Source organism: Nocardiopsis camelliae, assembly GCF_028993595.1.
GTDB lineage: Bacteria > Actinomycetota > Actinomycetes > Streptosporangiales > Streptosporangiaceae > Nocardiopsis > Nocardiopsis dassonvillei.
This window is the reverse complement of sequence record NZ_CP118614.1, coordinates 585,115-601,612: the sequence shown is the minus strand read 5'-3', so window position 1 is coordinate 601,612 and position 16,498 is coordinate 585,115. Positions and strand designations below refer to the sequence as shown.

Below are 16,498 nucleotides of genomic sequence, written 5' to 3'. Positions count from 1 at the left end.
CTCCCGGAAACCGTTTCTTTACACACGGTAACAGGTGTAATCTGGGTGCATGAGTCGCACAAACATTGACATCGACGACGAACTGGTCACAACGGTCATGGAGAAGTACGGCCTGAGGACCAAGCGCGAGGCGGTGGACTTCGGCCTCCGCCACGTGGCGGGAAGCGGTGACCGTTACGAGATGATGCTGGAGCTCGAGGGAAGCGACGTCTGGGAAGGCGATCTGGACGAGATGCGCCGTTCGGGCTTCGAGGACGAGAAGTAGGAACGTGACCAAGACCTATCTCCTCGACACCTCCGCCTGGTTGGAGTACCTGGGCGGAACCGGTTCCGAAACCCACCTGTTCGTCCGTCAGCTTCGTGACAATCGGGAGAACGTGGCGACCACCGATCCGGTGATCTGCGAACTCCTGTCCGGAGCCAAGACCGAGAAGGCGTTCTTCCAGCTGGACGCGATGCTTCAGGCGCAGACCCGGCTGACGGTCGAACCGACCTTCGACTTCCGGGAGTCCGCGATGCTCTATCGCGGAGCACGGTCCAAGGGCAAGACGATCCGCAAACACATGGACTGCCTCATCGCGGCCGTCGCCCTGCGCACCGACGCGGTCCTCGTGCACTGCGACCGCGACTTCGACCACCTCGCCGAGGTGTTCCCCCGGCTGCGCGTGCAGCGGCACGACCAGGACTGAACCCGCCGGGGCGGAAGGCCGCCTCCCGCTCCCCCCACCCCGGACCCGGATCAGCCGACGTTGCGCTCGTAAACCAGGCGCAGGCCGATGAGGGTCAGCCACGGCTCGTGCAGGTCGACCGTCTCGCACTCGGCCACCACGATGGAGGCGAGCCCCCCGGTGGCCACCACGGTCACGTCGTCGGGCGCGTCGGTCAGCTCGGCGACCATGCGGTCCACGATCCCGTCCACCTGGCCCGCGAACCCGAACACGATCCCCGAGCGCAGCGCCTCGGTGGTGTTCTTGGCGATGGCCGCGCGCGGCTTGACGATCTCCACCATGTGCAGCTGGGCGCCGCGCCGGGAGAGGGCGTCCACGGAGATGTCGATGCCCGGGGCGATGGCCCCGCCCACGTACTCCCCGCGGACGCTGACCGCGTCGAAGGTGGTCGCGGTCCCGAAGTCCACCACCACCGCGGGACCGCCGTAGAGGTGGTTGGCGGCCAGCGCGTTGATGATCCGGTCGCTGCCCACCTCCTTGGGGTTGTCCATCCGGATCGGCACCCCGGTCTTGACGCCGGGTTCGACGATCACGGCCGGGACGTCCCCGAAGTGGCGGCGGAACATGTCCCGCATCTCGTGCTGCACCGACGGGACCGAGCAGCACAGGGCGATGCCGTCGATGTCCTCGGGGCGGCCCAGGCTGCTGCCGTCGACGAGCCCGCGCAGGACCACGGCCCACTCGTCGGCCGTGCGCCTGGTGTCGGTTCCCACCCTCCAGTGTTCGAGAAGGTCGTCGGATGCGAAGAGACCGAAGACCGTCTCGGAGTTGCCGACGTCGATCGCGAGCAGCATGCTGGGGGCCTCATCCGTGGTCGAAGTGGTGTGTTCTCAAGGAATCTTCCACCAACCGGGCCGCTCACAACAGGTCAAGCGCGATATCCAGCGCCGGGCTGGAGTGGGTGAGCGCCCCGACCGCCAGGTAGTCCACCCCGGTACGGGCCACGTCACCCGCCACGTCCAGGGTCAGGCCCCCGGAGGACTCCAGCCGCGCACGGCCCGCGACCAGCGCGACCGCCTCGCGGAGCCGCTCGACGGTGAAGTTGTCGAGCAGGATCTCCTCGGCGCCCGCGGCGATGGCGTCCTCGATCTGGTCGGTCCGGTCCACCTCCACCTCCAGGGGGAGGTCGGGGAAGCGCGCGCGGATGGCGCGGACCGCCTCGCCGACGCCGCCCGCGGCGACGACGTGGTTGTCCTTGACCAGTCCGGCGTCGCTGAGGCCGTAGCGGTGGTTGACCCCGCCGCCGCAGCGCACGGCGTACTTCTCCAGCGCGCGCAGCCCCGGCCGGGTCTTGCGGCTGTCCCTGATCCGGGCGCCGGTCCCGGCCACGGCGTCCACCCAGGCGCGGGTGGCGGTGGCGATTCCGGACATGTGGGTGAGGAAGTTGAGCGCGGTCCGCTCCGCGGTGAGCAGGTCGCGGGTGCGCGCGGTGACCGTCATCAGGACGTCGCCGCGCTTGACCGCGTCGCCGTCGGCCACGGTCCGGTGCGCCTCCAGGGCCCCGTCGGCGACCAGCCAGAAGACGAGTTCGGCGAGCGGGAGGCCGCTGACGGTGCCGTCGGCGCGGGCCACCACGTGCGCGGTGCGCACCTGGTCGCCTGGGATGGTCGCGACGGTGGTGACGTCGATGCCCGGTCCCGCGGTGAGGTCCTCGGACAGGGCGCGGCGGACCAGGTCCACGTGGGACTGCGAGGGGGCGGTGTACGGGAGGGCGAACTCGGCGCGCGCGTCCGGGCGGGTGCCCGAACCGGCGAGGGGGAAGGCGATGGAGTCCAGTTCCGCGGTGAGCGCGGGCGGCAGGGAGGGCGTCCAGTCCTCATCCGTGGTCACGATGGTGTTCCCTTCCAGTCGGACGACGACGGGGCGGATCCGGAGCCCGGGTACGGGCTCGGGGTGGTCGGCGCGCTGGTGCGCGCCCCTGCTCTCGGTCCTGTGCAGCGCGGCGGCGGCCACGAGCCGGGCCGCGGTGAGCAGGTCGGCGGTCTCCCAGGCGGCCACGTCGGGGGTGACCGGGGAACCGGGGCGGGCGAGGGCGTCGAGTTCTGCGGTCAGCTCGGCGAGCCCCTCGCCGGTGCGCAGCACCCCGGCGTGGCGTGACATCAGGGTGCGCACGCGGGCCGCGGCGGCGGGGTCGGGGAGCGCGGTGACGGTGCCGACGGCCCCGGCCCGCGCGGGCCGGGGGGCGGGGTCGCCCGCCAGGCGGGCGGCGATCCGGTCGGCGTAGACCAGGCCCTCCAGCAGGGAGTTGGAGGCGAGCCGGTTCGCGCCGTGCACCCCCGTGCGGGCGACCTCTCCCACGGCCCACAGGCCGGGGACCGAGGTGCGGCCGTCGATGTCGACCTCGGCGCCGCCGGAGGCGTAGTGGGCGGCGGGGGCGACGGGGACCGGCTGGGTGAGCGGGTCGATGCCGTGTTCGCGGCAGGAGGCGAGGATGGTCGGGAAGCGCCGCTCCCAGGTGGCCGGGCCGAAGTGGCGGGTCTCCAGGTAGACGTGGTCGACGCCCTGCTCGGCCATCGTGCGGGCGATGGTGCGCGCCACCACGTCGCGGGGGGCGAGGTCGGCCAGCTCGTGGACGCCCTCCATGATGCGCCGGCCCTGCGCGTCCACCAGGTAGGCGCCCTCCCCGCGCAGGGCCTCGGAGACCAGGGGCTGGCGCCCGCGCGCCTCGGGGCCCAGCCAGAGCACCGTGGGGTGGAACTGGATGAACTCCAGGTCGCGCAGGCGCGCCCCGGCGCGGGCGGCCAGGGCGAGGCCGTCCCCGGTGGACACGGGCGGGTTGGTGGTGGCGGCGAAGACCTGTCCCATGCCGCCGGTGGCCAGCACCACGGCGGGGGCCAGGACCGCGCCGACGCCGTCGCGGGCGCCCTCGCCCATGACGTGCAGGGTGGCGCCGCACACCGCTCCCGTGTCGGGGTCGCGCAGGGCGTCCAGGGCCACGGCGTGCTCGACGGCCTCGATGCGCTCCTCGGCCAGGACGGCGGCCACGAGGGCGCGCTGGATCTCGGCGCCGGTGGCGTCGCCGCCCGCGTGCGCGACGCGGTCGGCGCGGTGGCCGCCCTCGCGGGTGAGGGCCAGGGCGCCGTCCTCGGCGAGGTCGAACTCGGCGCCCAGCCCGATGAGCCAGCGCAGGGCGTCGGGGCCCTCGGCGGCCAGGACGTTGACGGCGTGGGGGTCGGACAGGCCCGCCCCCGCCAGGTGGGTGTCGACCATGTGGGCGACGGGCCCGTCCTCGGGCGCCATGGCGGCGGCGATCCCGCCCTGGGCGTAGGCGGTGGAGCCGGTGGACAGGCGGTCCTTGGTGACGAGCACGACCCGGCCGCGTTCGGTGCGCTGGACGTAGCGCAGCGCGGTGCTCAGACCGGCGATGCCCGAGCCGACGACCGCGACGTCGGCCTCGATCGTCCACCCCGGCCCGGGGGCGTCGAGCCGTGTCTGGAGGGGTGTGCTCATCCGTGTTCTCTCTTCCGGGGTGTCGCCGGTACGCGGCGCTGGTGTGCGGGGGGTTCGGACGCCCGGACACGGGGCGGCGCGGAGCGGAGGTCCAAGGAAGACACCGCCTAGAGGGTCAGGGACACGTTGTCGATGAGCCGGGTCGCGCCCACGCGGGCGGCGACGGCCAGGACGGCCCCGCCCGCGTGGTCGGCGGGGACGTCGGCGAAGGTGGCCGGATCGACCAACGCGAGGTAGTCGAGTTCGACGGGCGGCTCGGCCCCGGCCGCGTCGTCCAGGACGGCCCGGGCCGCGGCGCGGACGGCGTCGGGGCCCCCGGAGGCGGCGGCGCGGCCCGCCTCCAGGGCGCGGGACAGCGACAGGGCGCTGGCGCGCTCGGCCGCGGACAGGTAGACGTTGCGGCTGGAGGTGGCCAGGCCGTCGGGGTCGCGCAGGGTGGGCGCGCCGACGATCTCCACGGGCATGTTGAGGTCGGCGGCCATGCGGCGGACCACGGCGAGCTGCTGGGCGTCCTTGCTGCCGAAGACCGCGAGGTCCGGGCCGACCAGGTGGAGGAGCTTGCTGACCACGGTGAGCACGCCGGTGAAGAACCCGGGGCGGGAGGCGCCCTCCAGCCGGTCGCCCATCGCGCCCGCGTGGACGGTGACCGTCTGCTCGGCGGGGTACATGGTGTCGACGCCGGGGGCGAAGACCACGTCGACGCCCTCCTCCGCGCACACGGCGGTGTCGGTGTCCAGGGTGCGCGGGTAGCGGTCGAAGTCCTCGTCGGGCCCGAACTGGAGCGGGTTGACGAAGACGCTGACGACCACGGTGTCGGCGCGTTCGCGGGCCAGGCGCATGAGGCTGCGGTGGCCCTCGTGCAGGGCGCCCATGGTGGGGACGAGGGCGACGCGTCCGGCGCCCGTGAGGGCGCGGCACAGCTCCTCGGACGTGTGCGCGACGAGGGGGGCGGGGGCGGCGGAGTGCGGTGCGGTCATCGGTGGTTTCCCGTGGTGGTGTTCTGCGTCGCGGCGGCCGTACGCGCGCCGGACCCGGCGGCGTCTCAGCGGCGGAGGACGTCGAGCAGGCGCGCGGCGTCCTCGGGCTTGAGCATCCCGGCGTTGATGGCGCGGTCGGCGGTGAGCCGGGCGAGTTCGACGTAGCTGGCCACGCTCTCGGGCGCGTTCTCCCGCAGCTGCTCGATGTGCCCGGCGACGGTTCCCGCGTCGCCGCGCAGGACGGGGCCGCTCAGACCGTGGATGCCCAGGCGCAGGGCGTTGTCCAGGGCCGCGCTGAGCATGGGGGCGAGCATGCGGCCGGGTTCGGGGACCCCGGCGGAGGCGAGCAGGGCGGCGCTGTCGGAGACCAGGGTGACCAGGTGGTTGGCGCCTCCGGCGAGGGCCGCGTGGTAGAGGGTGCGCTTGTCCTCAGTGATCCACACGGGTTCGGCGCCCATCTCGACGACGAGGGCCTCGGCGATGGGGCGCAGCTGCTCGGGCGCGGTGACGCCGAACGCGCAGTTGGCGAGGCGGTCGATGTCCTCGTCGCGCCCGGTGAAGGTCATGGCGGGGTGGAGCGCGAGGGGCAGGGCGCCGACGAGGGTGGCGGGGGCCAGGACGCCGTAGCCGTGGGCTCCGCTGGCGTGGACGAGGATCTTGCCGCGCAGGTCGGTGCCGGTGGAGGCGAGCCCTTCGACGAGTTCGGGGAGGGCGTCGTCGGGGACGGTGAGCAGGACGAGGTCGCTGGCCTCGGCGACCCGGGCCGGTTCGAGCACGCGCGCGGTGGGCAGGCGGTCGGCGGCTCGGGCCCGGGAGGCGTCGGAGACCGCGGAGGCGGCGACGACCTTGTGCCCGGCCCGGCCCAGGGCCTGGCCGAGGACGGAGCCGACCCGCCCGGATCCGATGACGCCGATCCGCAGGCGGGCGGGGCGTCCCTGCGTCGTCTCCATGTGTGCCCCCTCGTGGTCCGAACGCGTGGGGCGCGTCCGGTTCCTGTCGTTCCGGGGCGCCTGAGCACACGATAGTCCTCCCCGGCCGGTGACCTGCCGACCCGCCCCCGGGCACGCGTGTGGGGGCGGACACCGCGTCCGCCCCCACCACCCGGCGCGTGGCCCCCTCCGCGGGACCGGCCGGATCAGTCCTGGATGATCACCCCGGTGTTGAAGCACGAGCCCAGGGACTGGCCGAAGGCGGCGTTGGAGTTGCCGCAGCCCACGTTGCCGTTGGTCAGGCCGTTGATGTAGGAGAGGTTGCCGCTGAAGTCGGAACCGTGGTTGGAGGTCCAGGTGCCGATGTTCGCGGCCGCCGGTGCCGCGGTGAGGAGGACCCCGGCGGAGGCGAGGATCACGGCACTGGTGGCGAGCGTCTTCTTGAGCACTACGCGTCTCCTTCTGTGTCCGGTCGGGGGGACCGCCGGACGGCTGGTTGTGTGGCGGCTCCCTGGGGAACCGCTCAAGAAATTACCCCGGGAAGCCCTCGTTTCCCTGCTTTGAGCTGGCCTTATAACGAGAAAAGTCCTTATGTTCACACTGGGTGCGCGCGCCTCTCGGGTGTGTTCGGGACAAAGGCCCAGACATCGGCGGGAGGCGTGTGCGCGCAGCGTCACCGGTCGGGCGGTTTCCAGTCGGACGGCAATTGCGGTTGCGGCCGAGCGAAAGGGGGGGCGGGTCGCGGGCGGGGTTCGCGGGGCGGATCCGGGAGGACCGGGTGCGGGTCCCGGACACGGCGAAGGCGCCACCCCGTCGTCACGGGATGGCGCCTCGTCCGGGAGCCCGTCGCCCGGCGGGACCGGAGCAGGCCGCCCGGAGCTGCTACTAGTTCTTCACCGTGGCGCCGGAGTCGACGCAGTTGGCGCCGGCCACACCGAGGACCGCGATGGCGTTGCCGCAGACGTTGATCGGCACGTCCAGGTCGGCCACGAGCTGGTTGCCCCCCAGGATGCTTCCGTTGCCGGAGGTCGAGACGTCGTCGACGGCCATGGCCGGAGCGCCGGTGAACAGGACGCCCGCGGCGGCGGCGATGGCACTGGCGGCGAAAGCCTTCTTCAGCATGTGGTTTCTCCCGTCGGACCGGTTGGCGGGGGGCGCCAACCGGTCAATACCATTGACTATGTGTATGACACTGAACACTCCCCGTGTTCGGTCACCATTTAGCCATACTCCCTCGCCCCGCGTGGTCATAACGCGAAAGCATTTCGCGGCCGCGAGCTGGAATTATCACCATCCGTGCGCACCCATGTCCGACATGTGAACCACAAAAGGGAGCCCGAGAGCCCCTTAATGTGACGCACGACACATCAGAGTCCGGGGGTGTCCCGGGTCCCCTCCGTACCGCCCTCGGCGGAGGTGTCGGCGGTGCCGTCTTTCCCGGTTTCCGCGGCCCCTGACCCCGGATCCCCGGATTCGGGACCTTCGGCCCCCGGAGCCAGGAAGCGCGGACGGCCGTCCTGCGACGGCGCGGCCGGGGCCTCGTCGCGCGTCGGTCCCTCCGAGTCCCCGGCGTGCTCCGGGTCCCCGGGTCCGGCCTCCTCGAAGGAGGGCCGCCCGGCGGCCCCGGTCCGGCGGGTGAGGGTGGCGCGGGTCGCCCAGCGCTCCGTGCCCGCCGCGGGCACCCGGGCCCGGCGCCCGTGCTCGGCCAGCGCGTCCAGGAAGCGGCGCGCCTCCCGGGCCCCGCGCCCGTGGGCCCTGGCGCGGACCGGCCCGGGGGGCGTGTCCACGTCCACCGCGACACGCCCCGTCAGGCGGGACAGCGGCCCGGCCACCAGGCGCGCCGTCTGGACTCGCTCCACCGGGACGATCTCCGTCACCAGGCAGAACAGGCCGCGCGTGCTGACGAAGAGGTGCTCGTCCACGCCCATCAGGTTCGGCACCGGCCTGTCGTTGGGCACGAGCGGCACGTGGGCCGCCTCGCTCTCCGGGAACAGCTCGTTGACCAGGGCGAAGGCCGTGCGGCGCGGCGCCACGGGCAGCAGGGTGGACGAGTCGGCCTGGCGCGCGCCCGCGTAACCGGCGACATTGGCCTCGACCCGGGCCACGCCCAGGGCCCGCCAGAGCAGGGGCTCGACCACGCGCACGGCCTGCACGCGCCCCGGCGGGACGGTCTGCATGCGCCGCTGGAACATGCCGTAGCGCAGGCGCAGGCCGTCGGAGGACAGGGAGGCGTAGTAGTCGGTGTAGCGGGCCAGGGGCCCCCAGAAGTAGCGCAGCAGCCCCAGGGTGAGCGGGAGGAGCGCGCCCACCACGCCCGGTTCCGCGAAGACCGCGCCCGCGGTGGCGAGCATGAGCAGCGCGATGAAGGACAGCAGGACCGGCACGCGGAAGGTCAGCGCGCCGAGCAGCAGCAGGAAGGGCAGCCGGTAGAACGGCCACTCCGGCGCCTCGGGCGAGCGCCCGGGGAGTCCGGCGGCGTGCGCGAGGACGGCCACGCGCAGGCGCTCGGCCAGGACGCGGGGCAGGCAGCGCAGCCGGATGTCGCTCCCGTCGCCGCCCGCCAGCTCGACGCGCAGTTCGGCCATGCCGAACACCTGGAGGAACAGGGGCCGGACCACGTCCACCGCTTGGAGGCGGCTGAGCGGCACCTCGCGCGAGCTGCGCCTGACCAGGCCGCTGTGGACGACCAGGTGGTCCTCGCGCAGTCCGAAGGTGGCGTACCACCACGCGGGCAGGGCGTAGGCGAGCGTGCCGAAGACGACGGCCACCGCCATCATCACGACCCAGGCGAAGCCGAAGGTGTTGAGGATGGGGCCGACCAGCGCCACGAACACCAGGGTCACCGCGACGACCTGGAGCGGGACGCTCATCCAGTGCGCGCGGAACACGCCCGTGGTGACGTCGTCCTCCGGCCGCGGGGGCCGGACCGGCTGGGGCAGCCACCCGGTCGGGGGCGGCATGGCGGGCGGCTGCGGCGGACCGGACGACGGCCCGGGCGGACCGAACGGCGGCCCCGGGCGGCCCGGAGGGCCCTGGTACCACTGCGGACCGGCGGGCCCCGGTCGGACGTGCGGACCCGGGGGCCCCTGCGGCGGCTGAGCTGGTCCGTGCACTTACAACCCCGTCGAGAAGCTCTCACTGCGCGCCGCGAGCCGGTCGCGCATCCGGACGGCCTCGGCCAGCGGCAGCCCGACCACCCGGGTGTCCGCGGTGCTGGCGGCGGTGCGCACCTGCACGGTGGCGATGCCCAGGGCCTGTTCGAGGAGGTCGGCGGTGACGTCCACGACCTGCATCCGGCCGTAGGGGATGACCACCAGCTGCCTCACGAACACCCCGTAGGTGAGGTAGAGCTCCTCGTCGGCCTCCGCGTAGCCCCACGACCGGCGGAAGAGCCCGGCCAGGACCCAGCCCGCGGCCAGGACCACCGCGGCCAGCACCGCCCAGGCGGCGGCCCAGGGCCAGGAGGCCCGCGCGAACAGCAGCACGGCGCCCCCGCCCCCGGCGATCAGGCACAGCGCGCCCACCACGATCCGGCGGTACCAGGCCAGGGCGGGCGACACACGGCTCCAGGAGGCGTCCCCGGGCGGTGCGAACGCCGCGTCGAGCGGCCTGGAGGGCCCGGGCGGCGGTGTCGTGTCACTGGTCTCCACGAAGCCAGTCAACCATCCGGGGGCAAGCACCGGCAGACCGACGCGGCGCGCAGGCGAATTCGGACGAAAGACCCCGAGGAGTCAGAACCGGGCGCCGTCCTGCGGATCGTCGTCCTCGGGGACCCGGCAGGCGTGCTCCAGGTACAGGGCGGCGGCCAGCAGCAGCCCCGACGACAGGGCCGTGCCCAGCGCGGTGAGGAACACCTCGCGGTGCACGGGCAGCACCAGCGTGTCCGACACCGACAGCGCCATCCCGGCGAAGAAGCCCAGCGCCAGGGACGCGAACAGCGCGCTGGCCTTGGCCAGGGCGACCAGGCGGGCCGCGCTGAGCGGCTGCATCGGCTCGGTCCCCGGCTCCCGGCGGATGCGCCTGCGGGTCCGCCCCGCCGTGTAGCCCTCGGCGACCGCGAGCAGCAGCAGGGTCGGGATCGCCGACCACGGCAGCAGCGGCAGCCCCGGCAGGGAGTTGGTGACCAGCACCCCCGCGAGGGCGCCGACCACCGCCAGCAGGGACGGCACCCGCCACCCGGTGGGGCGCATCCGCCCCTCCTCGTCCCCGGACATCAGGCCCGCCCCGGCAGGCGCAGCCGCAGGTCGTCGCGCCGGCGCAGCCCCTGCTCACCGCAGGCCCCCAGCAGATCGGCGACCGGTCCCCTGCCGGGCAGGCGCGCCCCTGGGTCGGCGTCCAGCCAGGGCCGGAGCACGAACCCCCGTTCGTGGGCGCGCGGGTGCGGCAGGGTCAACTCCGGGTCGTCGTCGCGCACGTCCCCGAACGCGATCACGTCCACGTCCAGCGTGCGCGGCCCCCACCGGACCTCGCGGACGCGGTCGAAGGCCCGCTCGGCCGCGCGGGCGCGCTCCAGCAGGGCGCGGGGCGGGCCGTCGGTGTCCACGACCAGGACCGCGTTGAGGAAGGCGCCCTGTTCGGGTCCGCCCACCGGCTCGGTCTCGTAGACGGGGGACACCGCCACCGGGACGGGCGCGTCCGCGCCGCCCAGCAGCGTGTCCACGGCCCCCTGGAGGGCCGCCATCCGGTCCCCGAGGTTGGAGCCCAGGGAGAGCACGGCGCGCCGCCTGGCGGGGTCCTGCGCGCCTCCCGGGTCCCGGGCGTCCCCGAGGTCGCCGGGCTCGCGCCGCGTCCGCTCCCGGACCACGGTGACGGCCACGTCGGCGAACTCGTGCTCGATGGGCGCGGACGGCTTGTGCACCGTCACCTCCGCCCGCTCGACCAGCGGTTCGGCCAGGCACTCCCGGGCCAGCCGCTCGGCGAGCGTCTCGATCAGGTTGACCGGTTCCCCGGTCACGATCGCGACCAGCCGGTCGGCGAGCAGGCCGTAGTGGACGGTGTCGCCCACGTCGTCGGAGGCCGCCGCCGGGGCGGTGTCCAGGTACAGCACCGCGTCGACCACGAAGTCCTGGCCCTCCCGGCGCTCGAAGTCGAACACGCCGTGGTGGCCGCGGGCCCGCAGTCCGCGGAGCGCGACGCGATCGGGCATCAGGCCTCGACCTCTCCCTCGTCCTCGTCCTCCTCCATGAGCACGGGCGAGGCGTGGTGCGACCACAGCCGCCACCCCTGGTCGGTGTCCACGAACAGGTTGGTGGTCACCACCTGGCCGCCCGCGACGAAACCGGGGCTGTCCTCCTCGGCGGTCAGCACGTTCTCCTCGCACGTGACCATGGCGATGTCGCCGCCGACCCCGATGTGGGTCTCGGTGAGCACGTACTGGATGTAGGTGACGTTGGCCATGATCAGCGACCAGGCGCGCATGATCTCGGTGCGCCCGCGCAGCAGCGGCCAACCGGGGTTCACGCACACCAGGTCGGGCGCCTCGTGCTCCTCCGCCCAGACACTGCGCATCAGGTCGATGTCGCCGTTCTCGATGGCGCTGTAGAACTGCGCGTTGGCCTCGGCCACGCGCTCCATGACCTCCTGGCGGGACTTCACAGGCTGCCCTCCACCGGCTCGGCGCGTCCCTCGTCCAGACGGGCGCCGCCGTCGGACCAGGCGGCCGCCACGCGGACGGCGTCGGCGCTGGGACGGACGTCGTGCACCCGCACGGCCCACGCCCCCCGGTCCGCGGACAGGGTGGTGACGGCCGCGGTGGCGGCGTCGCACTCGGTGAAGGGGCGGTCCTCGCCCTTGGCGTCGCCGAGCAGGCGGCTCAGGAAGCGCTTGCGCGATCCGGCCACCAGCACGGGGCGCCCCAGCTCGTGGAAGCGCTCCAGCTCGTGCAGCAGCGCCCAGTTGTGCGCCTGCTCGGGGCGCTTGGAGAATCCCAACCCGGGGTCCAGGACGATCTGGCCGGGGTCGACACCTGCACTGATCATGGCCTCCATACGGTCGCGGAGCTCATCGAGGACCTCCTGGACGACATCCGTGTACACGGCACGGCTCTGCATGTCATGACTATGCCCACGCCAGTGCATCAACACGTAGGCAACGCCGGAAGACGCCACGAGGCGGGCCATGGCCGGGTCGGCGAGCCCGCCGCTGACGTCGTTGACCAGGACGGCTCCGGCCTCCACGGCCTTCTCGGCGATCTCGGCGCGCATGGTGTCGACGCTGACGGCCACGCCCCGCGCGGAGAGCTCCCGCACGACCGGTTCGACCCTGCGCAGCTCCTCGGCGGCGGAGACGCGCTGCGCGCCGGGACGGGTGGACTCACCGCCCACGTCGACCAGGTCCGCGCCCTCCTCGACCAGGCGCAACCCGTGTTCGATCGCCCTGTCGGGATCGAACCACGCGCCGCCGTCGGAGAAGGAGTCGGGGGTGACGTTCACGACCCCCATGACCAGGCACCGCCCGCGGTCGGGCAGGCCCGGAAGTGTGTGTTTCGGCCCCATAAGGATCACCCTACGCGTACGCCGGAAAACCGGAGGCGCGCGCCCGGGGCTTGTGCCCGCCCTCGAAGGCGCGAAACCCTCCCCGGCGAGCGAGGCCGCCGGGGAGGGTTCACGGTAAGGCCCCCAGGGTCTGTTTTTTGAACCGGTCTCAGCTTGTGGGGGGGTTGGTTCGGGCGCCCACGGGGTTCTGGAGGGGCCGGAGACGGGTTCCCGTGGGGGAACTGCGCCGTAGGCGTCGGTTGAGGGTGGTGGCGGGCGACGGGTGGGCACGAGCGAACCCGTCGTAGGCGCCGCTGTGCCTGCTTCAACCCGATTCCCGTTCTCCGGGCGTCCGAACACGGACCGAAGCGGAGCGGAGGTCCAAAAAACGCTGCCTAGCGCTGGCTCAGGATCAGGCTCATCGCCTCGGAGCGGGTCCGGTCGCTGCTGCGGAAGATCCCCCGCACCGCCGAGGTGACGGTCTTGGCCCCGGGCTTGCGCACCCCGCGCATGGTCATGCACAGGTGCTCGGCCTCGACCACGACGATCACCCCGCGCGGCTGGAGGAACTCCATGATCGCGTCCGACACCTGGCCGGTGAGCCGCTCCTGCACCTGCGGGCGGCGCGCGTACACGTCCACCAGGCGGGCGAGCTTGCTCAGGCCGGTGATGCGGCCGTCCGCGCCGGGGATGTAGCCCACGTGCGCCACCCCGTAGAACGGCACCAGGTGGTGCTCGCAGGTGGAGTAGAGCTCGATGTCCTTGACCAGGACCATCTCCTCGTGGTCGGCCTCGAACACGGTGGTGAGCACGTCCCCGGGCTTCTGCCCCAACCCGGCGAACTGCTCCTCGTAGGCCCTGGCCACCCGTTCGGGCGTCTTGACCAGGCCGTCGCGGTCGGGGTCCTCGCCGATGGCGAGCAGGATCTCGCGGACGGCGCGCTCGATGCGCAGACGGTCCACGGACCTGGGCGGCAGTTCCTCGGACGCGCTCACGACTCGTCCCCCTCATCGGCGGCGGACGGCCCCGGGTGCTGTCCGTTGGCCGAGGAGCCCCGGACCGCCTGGGGGTCCTGGACGTCCGTGGAGCCCCGCACCGCGTCGGCGCCCGGGACCTCGGCGCCGTTGAGCACGGCCAGTTCCTTCTTGGAGCGCACCGGGGGCCGCTCCGAGGGCTGGCGCTTGCCGTAACCCGTGTAGGAGCCGCGGGAGGGGCGCTTGACCACCGGCGCGAAGATCTCCAGCACCTGGGCCTTGGACAGGGTCTCCTTCTCCAGCAGCGCCACGACCAGGTCGTCCAGGACGTCCCGGTACTCGACGAGGACCTCGTAGGCCTCGTCGTGCGCGGACTCGATGAGGCGGCGCACCTCCTCGTCGATGATGGAGGCGATCTCCTCGGAGTACTCGCGGGCGTGCGACATCTCCCGGCCCAGGAAGGGCTCGGTGTTGCCGGAGCCGAACTTGCGGGCGCCCAGGCGCTCGCTCATGCCGTACTCGGTGACCATGTTGCGGGCCAGGTTGGTGGCCTTGTCGATGTCGTTGCCCGCACCGGTGGTGGGCTCGTGGAAGACGAGCTCCTCCGCGGCGCGGCCGCCGAGCATCATCGCGAGCTGGTCCATCATCTGCGAGCGCGAGGTGAGGAACTTGTCCTCCGTGGGCACCGACATCGTGTAGCCCAGGGCCCGGCCGCGCGGCAGGATGGTGATCTTGTGCACCGGGTCGGAGTTGGGCAGCGCGTGGCCCACCAGGGCGTGGCCGCCCTCGTGGTAGGCGATGACCTTCTTCTCCCGGTCGGACATCACCCGGGTCTTGCGCTCGGGACCGGCCATGACCCGCTCGATCGCCTCCTCCAGGACGGCGTGGGTGATGACCTTCCGGTCGGCGCGCGCGGACAGCAGGGCGCCCTCGTTGATGACGTTGGCCAGGTCCGCGCCGGTCATCCCGGCGGTCTGGCGGGCGATGACATTGAAGTCGACGTCGTCCGCCATGGGCTTGCCCTTGGCGTGGACCTTGAGGATGTCGCGGCGGCCGTCCATGTCCGGGCGGTCCACGACGACCTGCCGGTCGAAGCGGCCGGGGCGCAGCAGCGCCGGGTCGAGGATGTCGGGCCGGTTGGTGGCGGCGATGAGGATGACGCCGCCCTTGACGTCGAAGCCGTCCATCTCGACCAGCATCTGGTTGAGGGTCTGCTCGCGCTCGTCGTGCCCGCCGCCCATGCCGGCGCCGCGGTGGCGGCCGACGGCGTCGATCTCGTCGATGAAGATGATCGCGGGGGCGTTGGCCTTGGCCTGCTCGAACAGGTCGCGCACGCGGGAGGCGCCCACACCGACGAACATCTCGACGAAGTCCGAGCCGGAGATGGAGTAGAACGGGACCCCGGCCTCGCCGGCGACGGCGCGGGCCAGCAGGGTCTTACCGGTTCCGGGCGGGCCCATCAGGAGCACGCCCTTGGGGATCTTGGCGCCCATCGCCTGGAACTTGGCCGGGTTCTGGAGGAACTCCTTGATCTCGTGGAGCTCCTCGATGGCCTCGTCGGCCCCGGCGACGTCGGCGAAGGTGTTCTTGGGCGTGTCCTTGGTGATGAGCTTGGCCTTGGACTTGCCGAAGTTCATCACGCGCGAGCCGCCGCCCTGCATCTGGCTGAAGATGAACCAGAAGATGACGATGATGATGACCAGCGGCAGCAGGCTGAACAGCGCGGTGGTCCACACCGGCGTGGTGGCGACCGAGACCTCGTAGGACTCCAGCTCGGAGCCCTCGCTGTCCAGGGAGGTCTGGAGCATCTCCGCGAGCTGCAGGCCCTGTCCCTCGACCCAGTACGCCTCGTAGATCTCGTCGTCCACGGTGGTCAGCACGATGCGCTGGTCGCGGTCGACGATCTCGGCGTTGTCCACCTCGTCCCGCTCGATGAGCTGGTGGACGGTCGAGATGTCGGTCTCGGTGGGCTGGGGGCCGCCGCCGACGTCGAACACGCGGAAGCCGATGATGAGCATGAGGCCGACGGCCAGGATCCAGATCCACGGACCGCGGAAAAAACGCTTCAGATTCATGTGAGCGGAACCCTGTCGGGTCCGTCCCTCCTGACCAGGCCGCCCCACCCCAGAGGAGTTTCCGAAGCAGGACCTATCGGACACGTGGTTCCCCGGAACATCGCCGGGATATTCGACGGTACACCTCGCCCCCGAGGGCGGGCACGCCCGCACGGACGACCGGACGGGAACCGTCATGAAAGCAACGACGACACCCCACCGCGTTGTTCCCGTGGCACTCCCCACAGCCTCCGTACGGGTCCTGTGCGAGCCCGTACGGAGTCCGCGGCGGGCCGGGCGCGCCCTACTTCTCGTAGACGTGCGGGGCGAGGGTGCCGATGAAGGGCAGGTTGCGGTACTTCTCCGCGTAGTCGAGGCCGTAGCCGACGATGAACTCGTTGGGCAGGTCGAAGCCGACGTACTCCACGTGCAGGTCCACGTCGAAGGCCAGCGGCTTGCGGACCATCGTGCAGACCTCCACCGAGCGGGGCCCGCGCGACTTCAGGTTGCCGATCAGCCACGACAGGGTCAGACCGGAGTCGATGACGTCCTCGACGATGAGGACGTCGCGGTCCTTGATGTCGGTCTCCAGGTCCTTGAGGATGCGGACCACACCGGAGGATGTGGTCCCGGCCCCGTAGGAGGAGACCGCCATCCAGTCCATCGAGACCGGGGTGTGCAGGACCCGGGCGAGGTCGGCCATCACCATCACCGCGCCCTTGAGCACACCGACGATGAGCAGGTCCTTGCCCGCGTAGTCGGCGTCGATGCGCGCGCCGATCTCCTCCAGGCGGGCCTTGATCTCTTCCTCGGTGACCAGGACCTTCTCCAGGTCCCGGCCCATGTCTTTGGCGTCCACGCTGATGTCCTCGCTGCTGGGTTCCCCGTTTGCGGCAACCAGGATAAACGTGCC

At 72.5% G+C, this 16,498-nt stretch carries 17 protein-coding genes and 1 pseudogene; 2 read left to right on the top strand and 16 right to left on the bottom strand.

The window, feature by feature from the left end; translation table 11 throughout:
• Positions 1–49 precede the first annotated feature (49 nt).
• On the top strand, positions 50–265 hold the full coding sequence (locus PV789_RS02825) for a type II toxin-antitoxin system VapB family antitoxin (protein ID WP_212641706.1): 216 nt from the start codon (positions 50–52) through the stop codon (positions 263–265).
• Between the two features lie 4 nt (positions 266–269).
• The gene (vapC, locus tag PV789_RS02820; RefSeq protein WP_248773323.1) at positions 270–689 is read left to right on the top strand and encodes a type II toxin-antitoxin system VapC family toxin; all 420 of its coding nucleotides are present in this window, start codon (positions 270–272) and stop codon (positions 687–689) included.
• Between the two features lie 50 nt (positions 690–739).
• Here the strand turns inward: vapC and PV789_RS02815 are convergent, their stop codons facing one another.
• From PV789_RS02815 to hpt, 16 genes and pseudogenes are all read right to left on the bottom strand, one after another.
• Positions 740–1,522: a type III pantothenate kinase gene (locus tag PV789_RS02815; RefSeq protein WP_274976033.1), complete on the bottom strand. Its 783-nt coding sequence runs from the start codon at positions 1,520–1,522 to the stop codon at positions 740–742.
• A gap of 64 nt (positions 1,523–1,586) precedes the next feature.
• Entirely contained in the window at positions 1,587–4,178 is a 2,592-nt protein-coding gene (locus PV789_RS02810) for an L-aspartate oxidase (protein WP_274976032.1), read from the bottom strand.
• 107 nt (positions 4,179–4,285) lie between these two features.
• Positions 4,286–5,155: a pantoate--beta-alanine ligase gene (gene panC, locus PV789_RS02805; RefSeq protein ID WP_274976031.1), complete on the bottom strand. Its 870-nt coding sequence runs from the start codon at positions 5,153–5,155 to the stop codon at positions 4,286–4,288.
• A 65-nt stretch (positions 5,156–5,220) separates the two neighbouring features.
• Positions 5,221–6,105 (bottom strand): Rossmann-like and DUF2520 domain-containing protein, encoded by an 885-nt coding sequence (locus PV789_RS02800; RefSeq protein WP_274976030.1) that lies wholly within the window; start codon positions 6,103–6,105, stop codon positions 5,221–5,223.
• Positions 6,106–6,290: 185 nt separating this feature from the next.
• Complete coding sequence (locus PV789_RS02795; RefSeq protein ID WP_274976029.1) at positions 6,291–6,533, bottom strand: hypothetical protein; 243 nt, start codon at positions 6,531–6,533, stop codon at positions 6,291–6,293.
• Positions 6,534–6,969: 436 nt separating this feature from the next.
• The gene (locus PV789_RS02790) at positions 6,970–7,206 is read right to left on the bottom strand and encodes a chaplin family protein (RefSeq protein ID WP_274976028.1); all 237 of its coding nucleotides are present in this window, start codon (positions 7,204–7,206) and stop codon (positions 6,970–6,972) included.
• A 245-nt stretch (positions 7,207–7,451) separates the two neighbouring features.
• A complete protein-coding gene (locus PV789_RS02785) occupies positions 7,452–9,044 on the bottom strand; it encodes a PH domain-containing protein (protein WP_274976027.1) in 1,593 nt (530 codons plus the stop codon).
• A gap of 153 nt (positions 9,045–9,197) precedes the next feature.
• Entirely contained in the window at positions 9,198–9,644 is a 447-nt protein-coding gene (locus tag PV789_RS02780; RefSeq protein ID WP_274978029.1) for a PH domain-containing protein, read from the bottom strand.
• Between the two features lie 171 nt (positions 9,645–9,815).
• Positions 9,816–10,298, bottom strand: coding sequence for a DUF3180 domain-containing protein (locus PV789_RS02775; protein WP_274976026.1), 483 nt, complete (start codon positions 10,296–10,298; stop codon positions 9,816–9,818).
• A complete protein-coding gene (gene folK, locus PV789_RS02770; RefSeq protein ID WP_274978028.1) occupies positions 10,298–10,798 on the bottom strand; it encodes a 2-amino-4-hydroxy-6-hydroxymethyldihydropteridine diphosphokinase in 501 nt (166 codons plus the stop codon). Before folK ends, PV789_RS02775 begins: the two co-directional genes overlap by 1 nt.
• Positions 10,799–10,873: 75 nt before the next feature.
• Positions 10,874–11,230 (bottom strand): annotated as a pseudogene (gene folB, locus PV789_RS02765) (dihydroneopterin aldolase); the annotation flags it as partial.
• Positions 11,230–11,679, bottom strand: a complete 450-nt coding sequence (locus PV789_RS02760; protein WP_047870501.1) for a nuclear transport factor 2 family protein — start codon at positions 11,677–11,679, stop codon at positions 11,230–11,232. The gene PV789_RS02760 and the pseudogene folB, both read right to left, overlap by 1 nt.
• Positions 11,676–12,578 carry a dihydropteroate synthase gene (gene folP / locus PV789_RS02755; RefSeq protein ID WP_248773316.1) on the bottom strand — a complete coding sequence of 301 codons (903 nt, stop codon included), beginning with the start codon at positions 12,576–12,578 and terminating at the stop codon, positions 11,676–11,678. Before folP ends, PV789_RS02760 begins: the two co-directional genes overlap by 4 nt.
• A gap of 374 nt (positions 12,579–12,952) precedes the next feature.
• The gene (folE, locus tag PV789_RS02750; RefSeq protein ID WP_047870502.1) at positions 12,953–13,552 is read right to left on the bottom strand and encodes a GTP cyclohydrolase I FolE; all 600 of its coding nucleotides are present in this window, start codon (positions 13,550–13,552) and stop codon (positions 12,953–12,955) included.
• The gene (gene ftsH, locus PV789_RS02745) at positions 13,549–15,606 is read right to left on the bottom strand and encodes an ATP-dependent zinc metalloprotease FtsH (RefSeq protein WP_274976025.1); all 2,058 of its coding nucleotides are present in this window, start codon (positions 15,604–15,606) and stop codon (positions 13,549–13,551) included. Before ftsH ends, folE begins: the two co-directional genes overlap by 4 nt.
• A gap of 283 nt (positions 15,607–15,889) precedes the next feature.
• Entirely contained in the window at positions 15,890–16,444 is a 555-nt protein-coding gene (hpt, locus tag PV789_RS02740) for a hypoxanthine phosphoribosyltransferase (protein WP_274976024.1), read from the bottom strand.
• Positions 16,445–16,498 lie beyond the last annotated feature (54 nt).

What these genes read in the sequence shown, in the direction of transcription:
- PV789_RS02800 (WP_274976030.1), bottom strand. Translation starts at nt 6,105, where the DNA reads ATGGAGACGACGCAGGGACGCCCCGCCCGCCTGCGGATCGGCGTCATC.
- PV789_RS02815 (WP_274976033.1), bottom strand. Translation starts at nt 1,522, where the DNA reads ATGCTGCTCGCGATCGACGTCGGCAACTCCGAGACGGTCTTCGGTCTC.
- PV789_RS02810 (WP_274976032.1), bottom strand. Translation starts at nt 4,178, where the DNA reads ATGAGCACACCCCTCCAGACACGGCTCGACGCCCCCGGGCCGGGGTGG.
- PV789_RS02785 (WP_274976027.1), bottom strand. Translation starts at nt 9,044, where the DNA reads ATGCCGCCCCCGACCGGGTGGCTGCCCCAGCCGGTCCGGCCCCCGCGG.
- panC (WP_274976031.1), bottom strand. Translation starts at nt 5,155, where the DNA reads ATGACCGCACCGCACTCCGCCGCCCCCGCCCCCCTCGTCGCGCACACG.
- PV789_RS02825 (WP_212641706.1), top strand. Translation starts at nt 50, where the DNA reads ATGAGTCGCACAAACATTGACATCGACGACGAACTGGTCACAACGGTC.
- folP (WP_248773316.1), bottom strand. Translation starts at nt 12,578, where the DNA reads ATGGGGCCGAAACACACACTTCCGGGCCTGCCCGACCGCGGGCGGTGC.
- ftsH (WP_274976025.1), bottom strand. Translation starts at nt 15,606, where the DNA reads ATGAATCTGAAGCGTTTTTTCCGCGGTCCGTGGATCTGGATCCTGGCC.
- PV789_RS02775 (WP_274976026.1), bottom strand. Translation starts at nt 10,298, where the DNA reads ATGTCCGGGGACGAGGAGGGGCGGATGCGCCCCACCGGGTGGCGGGTG.
- PV789_RS02790 (WP_274976028.1), bottom strand. Translation starts at nt 7,206, where the DNA reads ATGCTGAAGAAGGCTTTCGCCGCCAGTGCCATCGCCGCCGCCGCGGGC.